General features: G+C 66.9%; 17 protein-coding genes. 7 read left to right on the top strand and 10 right to left on the bottom strand.

What is annotated here, in order from left to right; genetic code table 11:
• Nucleotides 1-26: 26 nt before the first annotated feature.
• Both DZG09_RS08615 and DZG09_RS08620 read right to left on the bottom strand, forming a co-directional pair.
• On the bottom strand, nucleotides 27-1,289 hold the full coding sequence (locus DZG09_RS08615) for a helix-turn-helix transcriptional regulator (protein ID WP_162893239.1): 1,263 nt from the start codon (nucleotides 1,287-1,289) through the stop codon (nucleotides 27-29).
• A gap of 363 nt (nucleotides 1,290-1,652) precedes the next feature.
• The gene (locus tag DZG09_RS08620) at nucleotides 1,653-2,090 is read right to left on the bottom strand and encodes a hypothetical protein (RefSeq protein ID WP_162893240.1); all 438 of its coding nucleotides are present in this window, start codon (nucleotides 2,088-2,090) and stop codon (nucleotides 1,653-1,655) included.
• 508 nt (nucleotides 2,091-2,598) lie between these two features.
• On the opposite strand from DZG09_RS08620, the gene DZG09_RS08625 reads away from it, so the two are divergent.
• Complete coding sequence (locus DZG09_RS08625; protein ID WP_119697177.1) at nucleotides 2,599-3,303, top strand: aspartate/glutamate racemase family protein; 705 nt, start codon at nucleotides 2,599-2,601, stop codon at nucleotides 3,301-3,303.
• 148 nt (nucleotides 3,304-3,451) lie between these two features.
• Nucleotides 3,452-3,778: a YciI family protein gene (locus tag DZG09_RS08630; RefSeq protein ID WP_119697178.1), complete on the top strand. Its 327-nt coding sequence runs from the start codon at nucleotides 3,452-3,454 to the stop codon at nucleotides 3,776-3,778.
• 161 nt (nucleotides 3,779-3,939) lie between these two features.
• Here the strand turns inward: DZG09_RS08630 and DZG09_RS08635 are convergent, their stop codons facing one another.
• The 3 genes from DZG09_RS08635 to DZG09_RS08645 all read right to left on the bottom strand — a co-directional run bounded on the left by DZG09_RS08635 (nucleotide 3,940) and on the right by DZG09_RS08645 (nucleotide 5,936).
• A complete protein-coding gene (locus tag DZG09_RS08635; protein ID WP_119697179.1) occupies nucleotides 3,940-4,824 on the bottom strand; it encodes an NmrA family NAD(P)-binding protein in 885 nt (294 codons plus the stop codon).
• On the bottom strand, nucleotides 4,799-5,350 hold the full coding sequence (locus DZG09_RS08640) for a TetR/AcrR family transcriptional regulator (RefSeq protein ID WP_119697180.1): 552 nt from the start codon (nucleotides 5,348-5,350) through the stop codon (nucleotides 4,799-4,801). Before DZG09_RS08640 ends, DZG09_RS08635 begins: the two co-directional genes overlap by 26 nt.
• Nucleotides 5,351-5,528: 178 nt before the next feature.
• Nucleotides 5,529-5,936, bottom strand: a complete 408-nt coding sequence (locus DZG09_RS08645) for a VOC family protein (RefSeq protein WP_119697181.1) — start codon at nucleotides 5,934-5,936, stop codon at nucleotides 5,529-5,531.
• 115 nt (nucleotides 5,937-6,051) lie between these two features.
• On the opposite strand from DZG09_RS08645, the gene DZG09_RS08650 reads away from it, so the two are divergent.
• Nucleotides 6,052-7,014, top strand: a complete 963-nt coding sequence (locus DZG09_RS08650) for a helix-turn-helix transcriptional regulator (protein ID WP_119697182.1) — start codon at nucleotides 6,052-6,054, stop codon at nucleotides 7,012-7,014.
• A 142-nt stretch (nucleotides 7,015-7,156) separates the two neighbouring features.
• Here the strand turns inward: DZG09_RS08650 and DZG09_RS08655 are convergent, their stop codons facing one another.
• Nucleotides 7,157-8,035: an alpha/beta fold hydrolase gene (locus DZG09_RS08655; RefSeq protein ID WP_119697183.1), complete on the bottom strand. Its 879-nt coding sequence runs from the start codon at nucleotides 8,033-8,035 to the stop codon at nucleotides 7,157-7,159.
• An 87-nt stretch (nucleotides 8,036-8,122) separates the two neighbouring features.
• On the opposite strand from DZG09_RS08655, the gene DZG09_RS08660 reads away from it, so the two are divergent.
• Nucleotides 8,123-9,964 carry an AfsR/SARP family transcriptional regulator gene (locus tag DZG09_RS08660; RefSeq protein WP_119697184.1) on the top strand — a complete coding sequence of 614 codons (1,842 nt, stop codon included), beginning with the start codon at nucleotides 8,123-8,125 and terminating at the stop codon, nucleotides 9,962-9,964.
• Nucleotides 9,965-10,032: 68 nt separating this feature from the next.
• Here DZG09_RS08660 and DZG09_RS08670 read toward each other — a convergent pair whose 3' ends face one another.
• The 4 genes from DZG09_RS08670 to DZG09_RS08685 all read right to left on the bottom strand — a co-directional run bounded on the left by DZG09_RS08670 (nucleotide 10,033) and on the right by DZG09_RS08685 (nucleotide 12,619).
• Complete coding sequence (locus DZG09_RS08670) at nucleotides 10,033-10,542, bottom strand: SRPBCC family protein (RefSeq protein ID WP_119697185.1); 510 nt, start codon at nucleotides 10,540-10,542, stop codon at nucleotides 10,033-10,035.
• Nucleotides 10,543-10,872: an ArsR/SmtB family transcription factor gene (locus tag DZG09_RS08675; protein ID WP_119697186.1), complete on the bottom strand. Its 330-nt coding sequence runs from the start codon at nucleotides 10,870-10,872 to the stop codon at nucleotides 10,543-10,545. It lies immediately after the preceding gene.
• A gap of 210 nt (nucleotides 10,873-11,082) precedes the next feature.
• Nucleotides 11,083-11,955: an SDR family oxidoreductase gene (locus DZG09_RS08680; RefSeq protein WP_119697187.1), complete on the bottom strand. Its 873-nt coding sequence runs from the start codon at nucleotides 11,953-11,955 to the stop codon at nucleotides 11,083-11,085.
• A gap of 43 nt (nucleotides 11,956-11,998) precedes the next feature.
• The gene (locus DZG09_RS08685) at nucleotides 11,999-12,619 is read right to left on the bottom strand and encodes a TetR/AcrR family transcriptional regulator (protein ID WP_119697188.1); all 621 of its coding nucleotides are present in this window, start codon (nucleotides 12,617-12,619) and stop codon (nucleotides 11,999-12,001) included.
• Nucleotides 12,620-12,702: 83 nt separating this feature from the next.
• Here DZG09_RS08685 and DZG09_RS08690 point away from each other — a divergent pair, with 83 nt between their 5' ends.
• The 3 genes from DZG09_RS08690 (at nucleotide 12,703) to DZG09_RS08700 (ending at nucleotide 15,119) form a co-directional block, all read left to right on the top strand.
• Nucleotides 12,703-13,269, top strand: coding sequence for a putative immunity protein (locus tag DZG09_RS08690; protein ID WP_119697189.1), 567 nt, complete (start codon nucleotides 12,703-12,705; stop codon nucleotides 13,267-13,269).
• Between the two features lie 31 nt (nucleotides 13,270-13,300).
• Entirely contained in the window at nucleotides 13,301-13,729 is a 429-nt protein-coding gene (locus DZG09_RS08695; RefSeq protein ID WP_119697190.1) for a cupin domain-containing protein, read from the top strand.
• Nucleotides 13,730-13,892: 163 nt separating this feature from the next.
• Nucleotides 13,893-15,119 (top strand): N-acetyltransferase DgcN family protein, encoded by a 1,227-nt coding sequence (locus DZG09_RS08700; protein ID WP_119697191.1) that lies wholly within the window; start codon nucleotides 13,893-13,895, stop codon nucleotides 15,117-15,119.
• Nucleotides 15,120-15,121 lie beyond the last annotated feature (2 nt).

The raw sequence follows: 15,121 nt of genomic DNA on the forward strand, positions 1-15,121 counted from the left end.
CACCCCTGAGCGCGCGGGAAGCGCTGCTAAGCGTCGGTGGTCTGGAGGAGCCGAAGGTGATGAGCCCGTGCTAGCGCGTCCTCGCGAGAATCGGCGCCGAGCTTCCGGTAGAGGTTGCGCACGTGGAACTTCACGGTGTTCTCAGATACGAACAGCAGCTGGGCCATTCTGGGTCGGGGTTCACCGGCGGCGAGGAGGGCGAGGACCTTCTCTTCCGTGGCGGTGAGTTCCACCAGATCGATCGTCAGCGGTAGCGGCTCTGGTGCCATCGACAGGAACTTCTCGGCCCTTGCGCGATCTGAGGTATCCATCGCGTTGACGACATCGACGAGCGACGAGCGTCGTGCGAGTGCGAAGGAAGAGTAGGAATGGCCCTGGGCGGCGGCAGTGATCGCCTGCTGGAGGTGTCGACGCCCTGTCGCGGGTGAATCCTCCGCGAGAGCAGATGTGATGAGGAGATCGACCTGTGAGCGAAGATCGACCTCGTCCGCGGCAAGGCCTGCGGCGATGTGTTCCCGCGCAGCCGGTTTCTTGTCTGCGAGCAGTGCGAGGCGCGCGGCGACTGGAGCGAGATGTGGGCTGTCCTGCCGTTCGGCCAGAAGCTCCTGAGCTTCACTGGTGCGTCCTACGGCGAGGAGCAGGTCCGCTCGCACGGCATCCAGTCGCGGTTCGATGCCGGCGGTCCGATGGTAGACGCCGGTGAACGCGCGGGTGCGGTCGATCCTGTTCAGTGCCGTCCTGGGGTCGCCCCAGAGCAGGTCGTACCGTGAGCGGGCGTAGGTGACGAACGGCGCCCACGAACGCTCCCGGTTCACCTGAATCTCGAGTTCGCGGAGTGCTGTTTCGGAGGCAGCCTGGTCGAGGCGGTCAACCGCGATCAGTACCGCAGCCACTTTGGCGGACAGTTGCACAAGGGGGACCATCCACCCCAGGGAACCAGCCCCGTGGTCGTGGCGGGACAACCATCGCTCGGCTTCGACCGTGTGCCCGCGGATCGCGAACAGAAGCGCGAGCTTTCCGGCGGCATCTCCTCCGACCCGGCCATCCCACGTCTCATCTCGTAGCTCGTACGCTTCCCGTAAGAGCAGTGACGCACGGTGGTATTCGCCGGCAAGGAGGCGGGTGATCCCCACTTGCAGGATCGCGCTCGGAACACGGATCGCGATCCTTCCCGGCTGGGCTACACACGCATGCCGGGTGAGTTCCTCGGTGATGGTCGCGAAATGCAGAGCCTTCCGATACTGACCGTGGAGCCGGTACGCGAGCATGAACGCGGCTGCGGTGCTCATCGCTTTTCGCGCAGACCCGCTCCGCCCCACCTTCCGAAGATCGGGCGGTTGCGATGGGAGGCGGGTGTTCATCGCCAGTCGGTCGAGGTCGCTCGTGTCTCCGCGCACGTTGAGCCGACACTCACGCACGGCCGCCGCCGTCGGGTGCGCCACCCACAACTCCCGAGGAAGCGCATGCAACGCGGCGTCAAGCGCCGGGACAGCCACCGCCATCAGGACAGGCCACTCTTCCTCGACGAGGCGGACGACACTCGCGGAGTCCCCGTCATCGACGGCTCGTCGAAGCTTCTGCTCCAACGCTTCAGCTTCGGCCGCGCCCAGCAGCGTCGACGAGGACCGGTCGCTTTGAGAAGTCATCAATGCCTAACGATATGCCGATACGCCAGTACGATCGTCGCCCACCCCTGCGCGCCGCAGTCCTCGAGCCCACACACCCGTCAGTGCCACACCGATCACCTCACCGGCAACGCGCGCGGCTAGAGTGCCCAGAACGAGGACGGGTGTGAGGTGCTCAAGGGAGAAGACGCTGAGCGACACCGTGAACAACAAGATCCCGAGAGTGATGCCGGCGAGGTAGTAGCGGATCTCGACGCGAGCGCCTATCACGGTCTCTCGGTCCGCGCGCCATACGACAGCGTCGATCACCGCACCGGTGAGAAGCAGCGGCACGAGCAGGATGATGCCGGACGGGCTCGACACGGCGACCATCACACCCGCAACGGCAGCGGTGACCGTGGCGGTTCCTGGGGTTCTCGTCAGCCGGCGGGCCAGGAACGGCATCGCGCCGTGCACGCTTGCCACCACTGCATAGAGGGGTGGCGAAATCGATGCAAGGACGGTGAGGAGCCCGACGGTGGAGAGATGCAACATGAGATGAACTGCTGCCAGGGCACCGCATACGAGCAGCACTCGCGTCGAGAATCCGGAGCGTGAACGGCCCGTGCTCCGCACGTGAAACCTTCCTGATCAACGAGACGATATCAACCCTGAGCGTACTGGCCGCGACCGTGACCCTGGCCGCTCCATCCGTCTCAGACCACATCGCGAGCATGGTCGCCGCCGTCAGCCAGTGAAAGAAACGCAGGGAGACAGTGACCGATCGTCGGCCCCCAACGGGCGCCCCGCGGTATCAGGCCGACGGGTACGTTGAGACTGCTTCGGCGGGGCCTGCGCGCTGCGGGTCGGTTGACGATGCTCTCGGCGATACGTCGAGATCGATCGTGCGCTCGACCCGGGTGCCGCCGCGCTGTTCGCCCCACGGATCGCGTCCTGCTGCGCCAGCTTCGTCCCGCGCGGTAGCGTCGTCCGCATGAAGAAGATCGGCCTCATCGGCGGAATGAGCTGGGAGAGTTCTGCTCTCTACTACCGACTCATCAACGAGAGGGTGCGCGATCGTCTCGGTGGGCTGCATTCGGCGCGCTGCGTCATGGGCTCCGTGGACTTCGCCGAGGTCGAGCGCATGCAAACAGCGGGGGAGTGGGCGGCGGCCGGCGGGCTGCTCGCGGAGGAAGCGCGCTCGCTGGAGGCCGCCGGAGCCGAGGCCATCGTGCTCTGCACGAACACCATGCACAAGGTGGCGAGCGATATCGAGAGCGCGGTAGGCGTGCCGCTCCTGCATCTCGTCGACGTGACCGGTGAGGCGGTCAATGACGCTGGGCTGTCGAAAGTCGTGCTGCTCGGCACACGCTTCACCATGGAGGAGCAGTTCTATCGCGAGCGCATGGAAGCGAACGGCGTGCAGACGGTCGTCCCGGATGCGGGCGGGCGAGCGACAGTCGACCGAGTGATCTATGAGGAACTCGTGCTCGGCATCGTGAGCGACGAGTCCCGACGCGAGTTCCAGCGCATCATCGAGGGTCTCATCACCGCCGGTGCCGAAGGCGTCATCCTCGGATGCACCGAGATCGAGCTGCTCGTCGGCGAAAGCGACGTCACCGTACCGGTCTTCGCCTCGACTGCCCTGCACGCCGCTGCCGCAGTCGACTTCGCACTCGCGGAAGGACATCCGGTGTGATGTCGGTGCTGTGGCGTCGCCGGAATCGTTGACCCGAATGCGGCCGCCGATACGCTGAGGGAACAGGTCGGTGTGCGGTCGGGTCGGCTTCGGAGCGGAACGGCTTCGCGTGCTCGGTAGCCGCGGATCCCCGACGCACGGAGAGCTCATGCCCACGTTCATCGCCATCGGCTACGGAGATGCCGCCGGATACGAGAAGACGGATCCCGCGGTCCGCGATCGTGCTCATGCACACGACGCGGACCTGCGTGCAAGCGGCGCCCGGATGTGGACGTCCGGAGCGCCCGTGCAGGTTCGGAACCCGGAGGAAGCGGGAACTCGCCACGAGAGCAGTGCGTTCATGACGTCCCCGCTGCCTGTTGCAGGATTCACTCTCCTCGAAGCGGACGACCTCGAACATGCGATCGCGCTGGTCTCGACGACACCGTGCGCGGTCGCGCACGGTGTCGTCGAGGTCTGGCCGATGAATGAGTAGGGCCGGAGCCCGAGCGGTCGACGCGCGAGCGGGGGCGGACAGGGCTCTTCGCAGCGACCTTTGTCAGAGAAGGGAACGCACGGTACGCGCGTTCCCGCGGTCGCGAACGCGGGATGCGTTGCCATGTCGGTTGCGCGTGCTGCGCAGTGCCGACGATTCAGTCACTCGCTCCGGAATGCCGTCGCGCTCTCTCCTGCGAAGTCTGCGAAGGTACGCGCCGGGCGACCCAGAAGCTCAGGCACGGCTGGTGAGACCTCTGCGGCCTCGCCACGGGCGTAGTGGGCGTAGTCCTCGAGCAGGCCATCGACCTGCCAGGGCGGGAGGACGCCCGCGAGCATTTCACCGAAGCGTTCAGGCGCGATGTCTTCGAAGCGTATCTCTCTCCCCGTGGCGGAGGAGAGATGCGCGGTGATCTCGGCGTGGGTGAGCGCTTCCGGTCCTGTGAGCGTCTGGGTTCCCAGTGGGGAGGGGGATGTCAGAGCGTGAGCGGCGACCTCTCCGATATCGCGCACATCGATGAGGCTCACGCGCGCATCGCCGATCGGCGCGGGAAGAGTGCCGCTCGCGCGCACGATCGCCGCGACGGCGAACAGTCCCTGCATGAAAAGGTTCGGCCGCAGGGCGGTGACGTCGAGCCCGGATGCGAAAGCGTGCTGTTCGACGGCGGCGTGGTAGCGCAGGAATCGGACCGGAGAATCAGTGACGGAGCCGAGCTGCGACAGTAGGACGAGGTGGCGTACTCCCGCTTCCGCGGCCAGATCGATGAACAGCCGCTGCTGCGCCTCTGCGCGCTCCGTCGACGGCGTCACCAGATAGGCCGCGCGCACCCCGTCGAGTGCTGTGCGCACGCTGTCGGGGTCGTCGAGGTCGGCCTGCACCGCGAACTCCGCAGAGGACGCGCTGCGAGACATCGATCGGAATGTCACGCCCCGCGCGGCAAGCGCGTGGGCGGTGGCGCCGCCGGTGGAGCCGGTTGCGCCGGTGATGAGGATGTCGGGTGAGATCGTGATGATGGCTCCTTCAGATATCAGGGTGGCGCAGGCCATCGGAGAGGATGTGGGACCAGTCCTCATCGATGTCCGCGATTCCGGATGTCACAACGAGGTGGCAGAGCTGCCCGTACGCGATGAACCGCTGCACGTCGCGGTCGTCGGCGCCGGAGCGCTGCTTTGCGAACCGCGTGATCTGTGCGAGTCCGGCACGCAGGGCGTCGCCGATAGCCGGGACCGTCGCGACCGACTGTGCGTGCACCTGGATGAGCAGCAGTGTGCGGTCTGCAATGAGCTCGGCATACGCGTCGCCCATCGCCTCGAGCGTCGCGGCGGGGGAGTCGACAACGGGCGCCGCGTCGAGGGCGAGCTCGATGCGGTCGAAGCATTCGTGGATGGCGGTGACGAAGAGAGCCTCTTTGCCTCCGAACAGTTTGAGCACATACGCGCTCGAGATACCCGCTTCGCGCGCGATGTCGGTGACCGTGGTGCCTGCGTATCCGCCGCGGGAGAATGCGACGAGAGCCGCGTTCACGATGACGGGACGTCGAGCATCGGCTGAGGAGAGACGTCGTTGCGACATGTGAGTGACTGTACACTCACTCATTGTGATGTGCAACGCATGCGTGGTGTCGGCCGCAGGTCCAGGGCGTTCGCGCAGTTCCGGCGCGCATGCAGTGCCCGCCCTCGACTGGTCCCGAGGGCGGGCACTCGTCGTGCGCCCGGGGCGGAGGCCGCCGATCCCGCGCACGGGCAGGGTGCTACGAAGTCTGCTGCGCGAACCGCTCGCGGGCATCGGGACGGGTCGGGGTGAAGAAGTTGATCAGCGTGCCGTCCGGATCCCGGAGGAGGAGCGATCGGTTGCCCCACGGCATGTCCGTGGGTTCGTTGACGAACGTGTCGACGACATCGCGGAGTGCGCGATGCGTTTCGTCGACATCGTCGACGAGGAAGTCGAGCGCGACACTGCGATTGGACCGCGCTTCGGCGGCGTTCTCGCCGAGCAGAGGCACTGTCTGCGTGCTGGCGATCGCCAGCGTGCCGGTCGGGGTGCGAAGCTCGGCGAACAGCGGGTGCGGGCGCACGGCGGTGATTCCGGTCGCGGTCTCGTAGAACTCGACCAATGCGTCGACGTCGTCGGTGAAGATCCGCGTGGCGGCAAGATTCATCAGGAACTCTCCTCGCGGGTATCGGATGGGAAGCGACCAGCAGGCCCGGCCGCCGTCAACGACGCTACGACCAATACCGGGCGAAACTCGTCCGGTATTGGGAGATGATGGGAGCATGTCTGATCCGACCGCTCGTGCGCTGCAACTGCTGGAGCTGCTTCAGTCCGCCCACCAGCGCGGCGTGAGGGAGCTGTCGGAGCGTCTCGGTGTCGACGAACGCACTGTGCGCCGTGATGTGGCACGACTGGCTGACCTCGGGGTGCGCATCGAGTCCGTGCGCGGCCGGTACGGCGGGTATCGCCTGGCGCCCGGTCAGCATGCCGTCCCCATCGCCTTCAGTGCCGAAGAGCTGGTGGCGCTGCACACCGGACTCGCCCATGCTCTGGCGGACCCGAGCACACCGGACGTCTCCCTGCACACGGCGTTGGCCAAGATCAGACGCAGCGTCCGGCGGGAGGACGAACAGAGCATCGACTCCGTACTCAGGCTGATACCGGACCACGTCGATCGGCCGCTGAACATCCCCGAACCGGCTGTGATCCTCGCAGTCGCGGAGTCCATCCGGCGCCGAAACGTCCTCGACCTGCGCTATCGCAATCGCGAGGGGACTCCGTCGCGCCGGAAAGTGCACCCGTACCGGATCGATCGGCACGCGGGGAGGTGGTACCTCGTCGCGTTCGACACTGCGGTCGGCGAGGAGCGGATCTTCCGACTCGACCGGATCGACTCGGCCCGCGTAGTCTCGCAGGCGTTCCAGCCGTCACACAGCGTGTCGGACGTCTCGCTTGCGGACCGCTTTGCCGCCGCCGGCTACCGATGGACCGCGGTGCTGCGTATTCGTGCCGCTGAGGCGAATATCCGGTCCCACTTGCCCGCGAGCATCGCGCGCCTGGAGGTGCTGGATCAGACGAGCGATGAGTCGGGTGCGCCGTGGCATCGCGCCGAGATCCACGCCGAGCGCCTCGACTGGCTTCCTCCGATCATCGCCGCACTCGACGGCGACGTGATCGTCGACAGCCCAGAAGAACTCCACGACCTCGTCCGCGCGACAGCGAAGAAGATGCTCGACTCGATATGAGTGTGTCGGAGCGAGGACGATCCCGATGGCTGCGGTTGGGATGCTGCGTCTCCTACTTTCGCCCTTGAGCCGTCAACAGGATCGTTATGTGACCTGCCGCGGCTTCTTGCCGATGAGCGAGCAGCCGCGGCAGGTCGGATCGTCAACGGCGCAGCAGGGCGCGCAGCTGCGCGATGATCTCCGTCGGCGCTTCCTCGGGCATGAAATGGCCGGCGCTCAGTGTGCGGTGCTCGAGGTCGGGAGCCCATGCGCCCCACAATGAGGCGGCGTCGTAGCCGAGGGAAGCGCCCCAGTCCTGCTGGATGACCGTGACCGGCATCGTCAGAGTCCTCCCCGCCGCACGGTCCTCCTGGTCGTGGACCACATCGATGCCTGCAGATGCCCGATAGTCGGCCACGATCGACGTGACGGCCGCAGCCGAGGCTCGCAGATACTCCGTTCGGTACTCCTCAGGGATCGCCGCTGGGTCGGACACCCAGCCGTCGATGAATGACGCGAAGAAAGCGTCGGCGGTGGCTCGGATCATGGGCTCCGGAACGCCCGCCGGCTGCGCCATCAGGTAGAGGTGCCACGCCACTTTGGCGTCGGCGCCGCGCAGGATGCTCCACATGTCCAGCGTCGGCAGCACGTCCAGCGAGAGCAGGTGCGTCACCGCCGCCGGGTGATCGAGAGCCGCGCGGAAGGCGACGAGTGCGCCACGATCGTGTCCGGCGAGCGCGAAAGCGTCGTGGCCGAGCCGGCGCGCCAGTGCGACGATGTCGGCTGCCATCGTGCGCTTCGAGTACGTGTTCTCGTCCGACTCATCCGGATGGTCGCTCGCGCCGTAGCCGCGCAGGTCGGGGCAGATGACCGTGTGATCGGTGGCGAGGTCGGCAGCCACCGAGCGCCACATCAGATGCGTCTCGGGGAAGCCGTGCAGGAGGACCACGGCCGGGCCGGTTCCTGCGACGGCCACATTGAGCGATACACCGGGTGCGGTCTCGATGCGCTGGTAGGTGAAGCCGGGGATGGTGAGGGTCATTGTCCTGATGCTCCGATTCGGTTGGGGTGCTGCCAGCATCCGCGGCAGCGATCAGCGGAAGATCAGCGGGCGTTCTAGGCTGAGACGGTGAATGCTGTGGGCGTACGCGTGCTCGGTTCTCTTCAGGTCACATCGGGTGCAGACGAGATCGTCATCAGCAAGCCTCGGCTTCGTGAGCTCCTCGCGCTCCTGATCATCGGGCGTTCGCAGCCGGTGCCGAGCTGGCAGCTCATCGACGATCTCTGGGACGGTTCGCCGCCGAACAACCCGCTGGGCGCCCTGCGCACGTTCGTCGGGGAACTGCGGCGCCTCCTCGAACCCGACCGCCGACCGCATGAGAAGACGGCGCTTCTCGTCACGGAGGCAGCGGGATACTCGCTGCGTCTGCCGGACGACTCCGTCGACGTGTGGCGAGTGACGCGTCTCGTGAGTCAGGCGCATGGTGCCTCTCCCGACGCAGTCGCGTCGAAGCTGGGGGCGGCGGCCGCCGAGTGGCGCGGCGACGCGTTCGAAGAGTTCGCCGACCGCGCCTGGGCGCTGCGGCAGCGGTCACGATTCACAGCTCTGCGCGCCGATGTCAGGGAGCGACTCGCGGAGGCACAGATCTCGTGCGGCCGCGCGCAGGAGGCCGTCGCTCTCCTCGACTCCCACGTCATCGAGCATCCGTGGCGCGAAGACGGCTGGCGTCTGCTGGCCGACGCGCTTCATCATGCGAACCGTCAGGCGGAAGCGCTCGAGGTGCTGCGTCGTGCTCGCACCGTTCTGGTCGACGATCTCGGACTCGACCCCGGCCCAGCGCTCGCCGCGGCCGAGCGGGACATTCTGAGACAGCGCGGCCCGCGTCGTTGGAGTGATGATGCGCTCACCGCGCTCGAGAAGAGCAGATCCCGTACGCGTCTGGAGGCATCGGGCGCGATTCTGTCCAGTCTCGCCGTCGCGGGCGATCTCGAGACCGTGCGATCCCAGCGTCTCGCCGCGATTCTCGCAGCGGAGCGGATCGGCGATCCGAAGCTCACCGCGCGCGTCATCGGCGGTCTCGAAGCCCCGGGAGTATGGACGCGATCGGATGATGCGGCGCTGGCCGACGAGGTCGTCGCGGCGGCAGAGCGTACGCTGCCGCACCTGGGGCACGGTTCTCATGCGCGCGCACGACTTCTGTCGGTGATAGCGCTTGAGGATCGGGGTGCCGCCGCCCGGGTTCGAGAGGCCGGGGAAGCCGTGCAGATCGCGCGGTCATCGGGCGATGCACTCCTGCTCTGCCTAGCGCTCAGCGGGCGGTTCATGCAGACGTTCGCCCGCGCGGGCCTCGCAGCGGAGCGCGCCGAGATCGGAGCGGAGATCATCGACGCCGCACTGCGGTCGGAGTCCGTCACCTTCGAGATCAGCGGGCGCATCATCCGTATGCAGGCGCTGTGTGCGCTCGACCGCGTCGAAGAGGCCGCGGTCGAGGCCGATGCCATCGACGACCTGGCCCGTGACGTCGAGCGCCCGCTCGCGCGCGTCTTCACCGATTGGTTCCGGCATGCCTTCCGCGGCGCGCCCGAACCCGAGTCGACCGATCAGATGCCCGGATTCTCTCGGGGCATTGGCGCCCTCAGCAGACTCATTCGCACAAGGCGGGTCGATGGCATCGATGAGGGCAGCCTCGGCCCCCACGCACCGTGGGCGATGCCGCTCGTGCATCTGCTGCAGGGCCGTCCCGATGACGCCCGCACGGCACTGCGGGACGCACCCGCCCCGCCGGCGGACCTTCTGCTCGAGACGTACTGGGTTCTCCTGGCCTCCGCAGCGCACGAACTCGACGACGAGCACACGCTCGCCCGCGCGCGTCGAGCGCTCGAGCCTGCTCTCGGCGAACGCGCCGCAGGAAGCGGCGTGATCGATGCTGGGGACATCCGTCAGTCCTTCGCGGCATGCTCAACCGCGTAGGTCAGGGGAATCGGGCGCGATGAACCCGTCCAGCGACATCGACACGCTGAAGAGCACCTTGCCGGCCGTCAGCGCGCCGCCTCTGTCCCTGTGATAGTCGCAACGTAGGCGGCCAAGTTGCCCAGCGTCTGCCGGCCTCCTTCGATCGCGCCGAACTTCTCGATGGCTTCGTCGCGCAGTTCCTTCGTGGGGAACACCGTGCGCATCTCGATCAGCGTCGCCTCTCCGTCAGTCTCGAAGGTGAGAACCGACTCGAAGGCGTTGGGGTCGCCGCGGTACTCTCCGTGCAGCATGGCGATCCGCATGGGCGGGGTGAGCTCGGTCCAGGTGATCCACTCCGGATAGTCCGTCCCGTCCGGCCCGTGCATCACGAAGTCCCATACTCCGTCGACGCGGAACTCGAAGGACCGGGTTGTCGTGGTGAAGCCTTCCGGCCCCCACCACTGTGAGAGGTGCCGCACCTTTGTGAATGCTTCGAACACGAGGTCGCGCGGGGCATCGATTGATCTTGAGATCACGATCTCCTGATCTGACGTCGCGGACTGCGATGGCGCTTCCCATCCGGATGAATCCTTCATCTAATCCTCCTTGAGTTCCTGCACGTAGGCGTCCAAGCGGTCGAAGCTCTCGCTCCAGAACCGCTCGAACCCACCGGTCCATTCATGAACTGCCCGCAGCCCATGGGCATCGAGGCAGTAGAGGCGCTGCTTGCCCGCTCTGCGGTCACGCACCAGCCCGACCTCCCGAAGCACACGCAGGTGCTTGGACACCCCCGGTTGCGGCATCCCCAGTTCGTGGGACAGCTCGGTCACCGGCAGCTCGCGCGCCCGCAGCAGCATCAGCATCTCTCGGCGCCGCGGTTCGGCGATGGCGTTGAAGACATCCGATGTCGTCGCTGCTCGTGCCATGCTAACGATCATATTCCCATATGGATATGTGTCAAGCGGATTCGCCGTCAGGCGCGTCGAATGCGAGTGGCTCTTCAGGGCGTGCGCGGTTCATGGTGCCCTCCAGCGGCAGCGGCAGGCGACCAACCAGCTCCTGCGTCTGATTCGGTGAGTGGGTGGGTCAGCTCACCCAGTCGCTGCTTGTCGATCGAGTCGGGGCGGTCGCGCCGGTCAGTGCGCGAGTGCGGCGTAGTAGTCGGCGAGGGTGTGCGTGCCGTGGGGCTCACCGACGGAATCGGTCTGCATCCCGTCGAGGAAGAACCGCGTCAGCGATCCGGCACGGGGGCTGATCCGGTCGGCTGTCCACACCGCCGCGGACGCCAGCGGGGCTGGAACACGCGTGTATCGCGGCTTCTTGCCCGCTGCCTCGAATGCGATCCGCACGATGTCTCGATAGGTGAGCGCCTCAGGGCCGCCGACGTCCCAGGAGCCTGCGCCGCTGCCGAGGCGGGTCGCGCAGAAATCGGCGAGGTCGGCTCCGTGAATGGGGGAGAGGCGCACGCTGCCGTCGCCCAGGCCGAACGCCACTCCGCGTCGCGCGAGATCGTAGATCTCAGTGAGGTCGGAGAAGTATCCAGACGGGTTGACGATCTGCGCCGCGACGCGCGATCGGCTCAGCGCTTCGATGAAGGCGTGCTTGGCGCGACTGACGGCGGATGAGCCGGTGGCCGCGTTCATGACGCCGACATAGAGGAACGAAGCGACATCCATCTGCTCCGCGAGCTCCAGGTAGCGCAGGTTCAGCAGAAAATCGATCGCCCAGGGGTCTGCTTTCTGCCGCGTCACTCCGAGCGCGGAGACCACGTGATCCACGCCGGCCATGATGTCGGGGCGGAGATCGGCCGCGCCATCGGGCGCGATCACCCATTCGTCGACGAGCTCGGTCAGCGCAGGAGCCCCGTAGGCGCCCGGCGCTGACGCGCGGGCCTTGTCTCGCACGACCGCGCGCACAATGAAGCCCTCGTCGTGCAGACGGGCGATGATGTGGCGACCGACATAGCCGGTTGCTCCAGCGACGAGAACGCGTTTGCCGACATCGTTCATGGTGTGCTCCTTCTGTGAGTCGGGCGCCCATCGGCGCGACCTCTTATGCGGCGGGGGAACTCAGGGTCCCTCGATCATCTGCGCTGACCCATGCGCGCAATGCGGTGACGGCCTCAGCCAGCGGTGCGCTCTCGTCCAACGCCCGATGAAGCAGGAACCCGTCGAGCAGGGCCGCGGCGAGTGCGGCGACTCCCTTGCGTCGCTCCTGCGACCACTGCGGCCGCTGTGCTCCGACCCAGCCTGTGATGGCGTCGCGCGCACCGGACAGGTTCTTCTGGAAGGCGGCTCCCAACTGCGAGTCGTGGCCCGCCCCGGCGACGAGCTCCGCTGCGAGCCTGACGCGCTGATCGTCTGAGGCCAGCTCTGTGATGCCGACGTGCACCGCGCTGATCGCCTCGTCGAAGTCGGCGGAGTTCAGAAGCATGCCGACGAGCGGCCCGACCGCTCTCTCGGCGGCACGTTCCGCGAGAGCCATGCGCAGTCCGGACAGACCACCGAAGTGATAGTGGACGAGCCCCGCGTTCGACGCGCTGCGAGCAGCCACGGCACGCGTCGTCACGGCACTCCAGCCGCCTTCGACGAGCAATTCGATGCCGGCGTCGATGAGACTCTCTCGCGTGCGTTGTCCACGAGGCGATTTTGCTCGATCGCCTAAATTAGTCATACGACTAACTTAGCGCATGTCGCGACCGCGTGGGACCTGCTTTCGCCGACCTCCGGAACGGCCTCGCATGACATGATCTGACAGTGGCTTCGAGTCAGACCCTCAGCGATGCGGATCGGCGGACCATCGCGCGGTGGGCGGCTGATTGCGCCGAACGCGTGCTCGTGCTGTTCGAGGCCGAGCCGATAGCCGAGGAGCAGGTGCGCGATGCGGTCGCACGTGCGCGCGCATACGGCAATGGGCAGAGCACAGCCGCGGATGAGATCGGCAAGCGTCTCGTCGCGGTAAAGGCTGCGAGTGCAGCGACGACGCCTGCGGGGGCTGCGGCAGCCAGGGCGGTCGGGCAGGCATCCGCCGTCGCTCACATGGGGGCGCACGCACTCGGGGCCGCGGCGTATGCAGCCAAGGCGGTATCGCTCGCGAACCCTGCCCGGCCCGATGCGGTGCAGGACGAACTCCGCTGGCAGCTGGCGCGCTTGACCGATGGTGAGAAGGCGGTGCTCCGGCTGCTGCCGCCGCTGGGCGCCGACGAGTCCGGCCCGCTCGGAAACGGCCTTCTGTCGCGGGGATTCCTCGGATCGGTGATCCGCGAGATTCAGGACCGCATCTGTCAGGAATGTTCCCAGCCGGATGCGGTCGTAGGCAGTTGACCCGCGCCGCCGCGTGCGGGAGCATCGCGACATGGGCGAATATCAGGTGACGGAACTCGGCGGGCTCGACGAATGGCGCGACGTCGTCGGAGGCTTCAGGCCCGAGACCACCAAGACCGGGCGGCGCGTCGTCGATCATGAGCTGCCGTTGGAATGGATCGGGATGACGGCGAATGCGATGGCGCCGGGGGAGGAAGCCGGGTACTGGCACGCGCATTCCCGTGACGAGGAGCTGTATGTGTTCCTCGCGGGGCGCGGTCAGATGGCTCTCGATGACGACGTCGTCGATGTCGGGCCGGGCACGACGATCCGAGTGGGGACGGGCGTCCGCCGCACGTGGCGCTGTGCTCCGGACGGCGCCGAAATGCTGCGCTGGTTGTGCATCCGCGCCGGCCCGAACAAGCTGACGCACGTACCGGATGACGCGAGCCCGGATCGCGAGTCTCCGATGCCGTGGTGAGGAGCACCCGATCAGCCCGAAAGGCACGGCTCCCGCACATCCCGCACTGCTAGGTTGAGAGCGTCGGCATCTTGCCGACAGCCAGAGAAGACTTCTTGTCTGCTGATCCGCCTTCGGGCTCTTCGTGATCCGTCGCCTCCTCTGTGCGACTGCGAGGAGTCCGATGAACACGCACGCACCAGCACAGTCCACCGCCGTCGTCTACTGCGAGGGCCAGTTCGGCGCTCAGGACGGAAAGACGGCCAACGGCCTCGTCCGGCACTCGGAGAAGTACGCCATCCTCAGCGTCATCGACAGCCAGCACGCGGGCCGGGACGCTGGAGAGCTCCTCGACGGCACCCCGAACGGGATCCCCGTGCTCTCGAGTCTCGACGAGGCGATCTCGCTTGCGGGGCAGGTTCCCGACTATCTGATCTGCGGAGTCGCACCCGCTGATGGACTGCTCTCCGATGCACAGCGCGTCGTGCTGCTCGACGGCATCGCCCGCGGGATGCACATCATCAACGGATTGCACGAGTTCCTCGCCGACGACGTGGAGTTCGCCGCGGCCAGCCTTTTCGCGGGCGTCACGATCACGGACATCCGGCGACCGCGTGAGAAGAAGGATCTGCACCTCTTCTCCGGACGGATCGACTCAGTCACCTGTCCGCGCATCGCCGTCCTCGGCACGGACGGCGCGATCGGTAAGCGCACAACGGCGACCCTCGTCGTGCAGGCCCTCGTGGAGCGGGGAATCCGTGCCGTGATGGTCGGCACGGGACAGACGACGATCATCCAGGGCGGGCGGTACGGGGTGGCGCTCGACGCGCTCGTGCCCCAGTTCTGCTCCGGCGAAGTCGAGAACCAGGTCGTCGCCGCTTTCGAGGGCGAAGACCCTGATGTCATCATCGTGGAGGGTCAGGGTGCGCTGAGCCATCCGGCGTATCTGACGTCTGCCCACATCCTTCGAGGCAGCCGTCCCGAGGGAGTGATCGTTCAGCACGCGCCTCGACGGCGGGTGCTGGGGGACTTCCCGATGGTGGCGATGCCGACGCTCGGAAGCGAGATCGACTTGATCGAGGCGTTCGCCGCCACACGGGTGATCGGTGTCACCGTCAACCACGAGGGCATGACGGATGCGGAGATCGGCGATGCGATCGACGACATCGAACTCGAGCACGGTGTGCCCGCGACGGATCCGCTGACGCGGCCTCTCGACCGACTCGTCGACATGGTTCTGCAGGCGATGCCTGCCGTGGGTGAGCGTGTGCGCAGCGCGTCGACCAGCCTGCCCGTGGAACCGCGGGAACTCGATGGTGAGAAGCGGCGTGCCCCGGGGCTCTCGCATCCCCGGGGCACGTCGGTTGAGCGGCGGCACACCCAGCGCGGGCTTCGACACCGATTGAACTGACC

Source organism: Microbacterium halotolerans (assembly GCF_003569805.1).
Classification (GTDB): domain Bacteria; phylum Actinomycetota; class Actinomycetes; order Actinomycetales; family Microbacteriaceae; genus Microbacterium; species Microbacterium halotolerans.

What these genes read in the sequence shown, in the direction of transcription:
- DZG09_RS08615 (WP_162893239.1), bottom strand. Translation starts at nt 1,289, where the DNA reads ATGAGCACCGCAGCCGCGTTCATGCTCGCGTACCGGCTCCACGGTCAG.
- DZG09_RS08625 (WP_119697177.1), top strand. Translation starts at nt 2,599, where the DNA reads ATGAAGAAGATCGGCCTCATCGGCGGAATGAGCTGGGAGAGTTCTGCT.
- DZG09_RS08630 (WP_119697178.1), top strand. Translation starts at nt 3,452, where the DNA reads ATGCCCACGTTCATCGCCATCGGCTACGGAGATGCCGCCGGATACGAG.
- DZG09_RS08635 (WP_119697179.1), bottom strand. Translation starts at nt 4,824, where the DNA reads ATGGCCTGCGCCACCCTGATATCTGAAGGAGCCATCATCACGATCTCA.
- DZG09_RS08640 (WP_119697180.1), bottom strand. Translation starts at nt 5,350, where the DNA reads ATGTCGCAACGACGTCTCTCCTCAGCCGATGCTCGACGTCCCGTCATC.
- DZG09_RS08645 (WP_119697181.1), bottom strand. Translation starts at nt 5,936, where the DNA reads ATGAATCTTGCCGCCACGCGGATCTTCACCGACGACGTCGACGCATTG.
- DZG09_RS08650 (WP_119697182.1), top strand. Translation starts at nt 6,052, where the DNA reads ATGTCTGATCCGACCGCTCGTGCGCTGCAACTGCTGGAGCTGCTTCAG.
- DZG09_RS08655 (WP_119697183.1), bottom strand. Translation starts at nt 8,035, where the DNA reads ATGACCCTCACCATCCCCGGCTTCACCTACCAGCGCATCGAGACCGCA.
- DZG09_RS08670 (WP_119697185.1), bottom strand. Translation starts at nt 10,542, where the DNA reads ATGAAGGATTCATCCGGATGGGAAGCGCCATCGCAGTCCGCGACGTCA.
- DZG09_RS08675 (WP_119697186.1), bottom strand. Translation starts at nt 10,872, where the DNA reads ATGGCACGAGCAGCGACGACATCGGATGTCTTCAACGCCATCGCCGAA.
- DZG09_RS08680 (WP_119697187.1), bottom strand. Translation starts at nt 11,955, where the DNA reads ATGAACGATGTCGGCAAACGCGTTCTCGTCGCTGGAGCAACCGGCTAT.
- DZG09_RS08685 (WP_119697188.1), bottom strand. Translation starts at nt 12,619, where the DNA reads ATGACTAATTTAGGCGATCGAGCAAAATCGCCTCGTGGACAACGCACG.
- DZG09_RS08695 (WP_119697190.1), top strand. Translation starts at nt 13,301, where the DNA reads ATGGGCGAATATCAGGTGACGGAACTCGGCGGGCTCGACGAATGGCGC.
- DZG09_RS08700 (WP_119697191.1), top strand. Translation starts at nt 13,893, where the DNA reads ATGAACACGCACGCACCAGCACAGTCCACCGCCGTCGTCTACTGCGAG.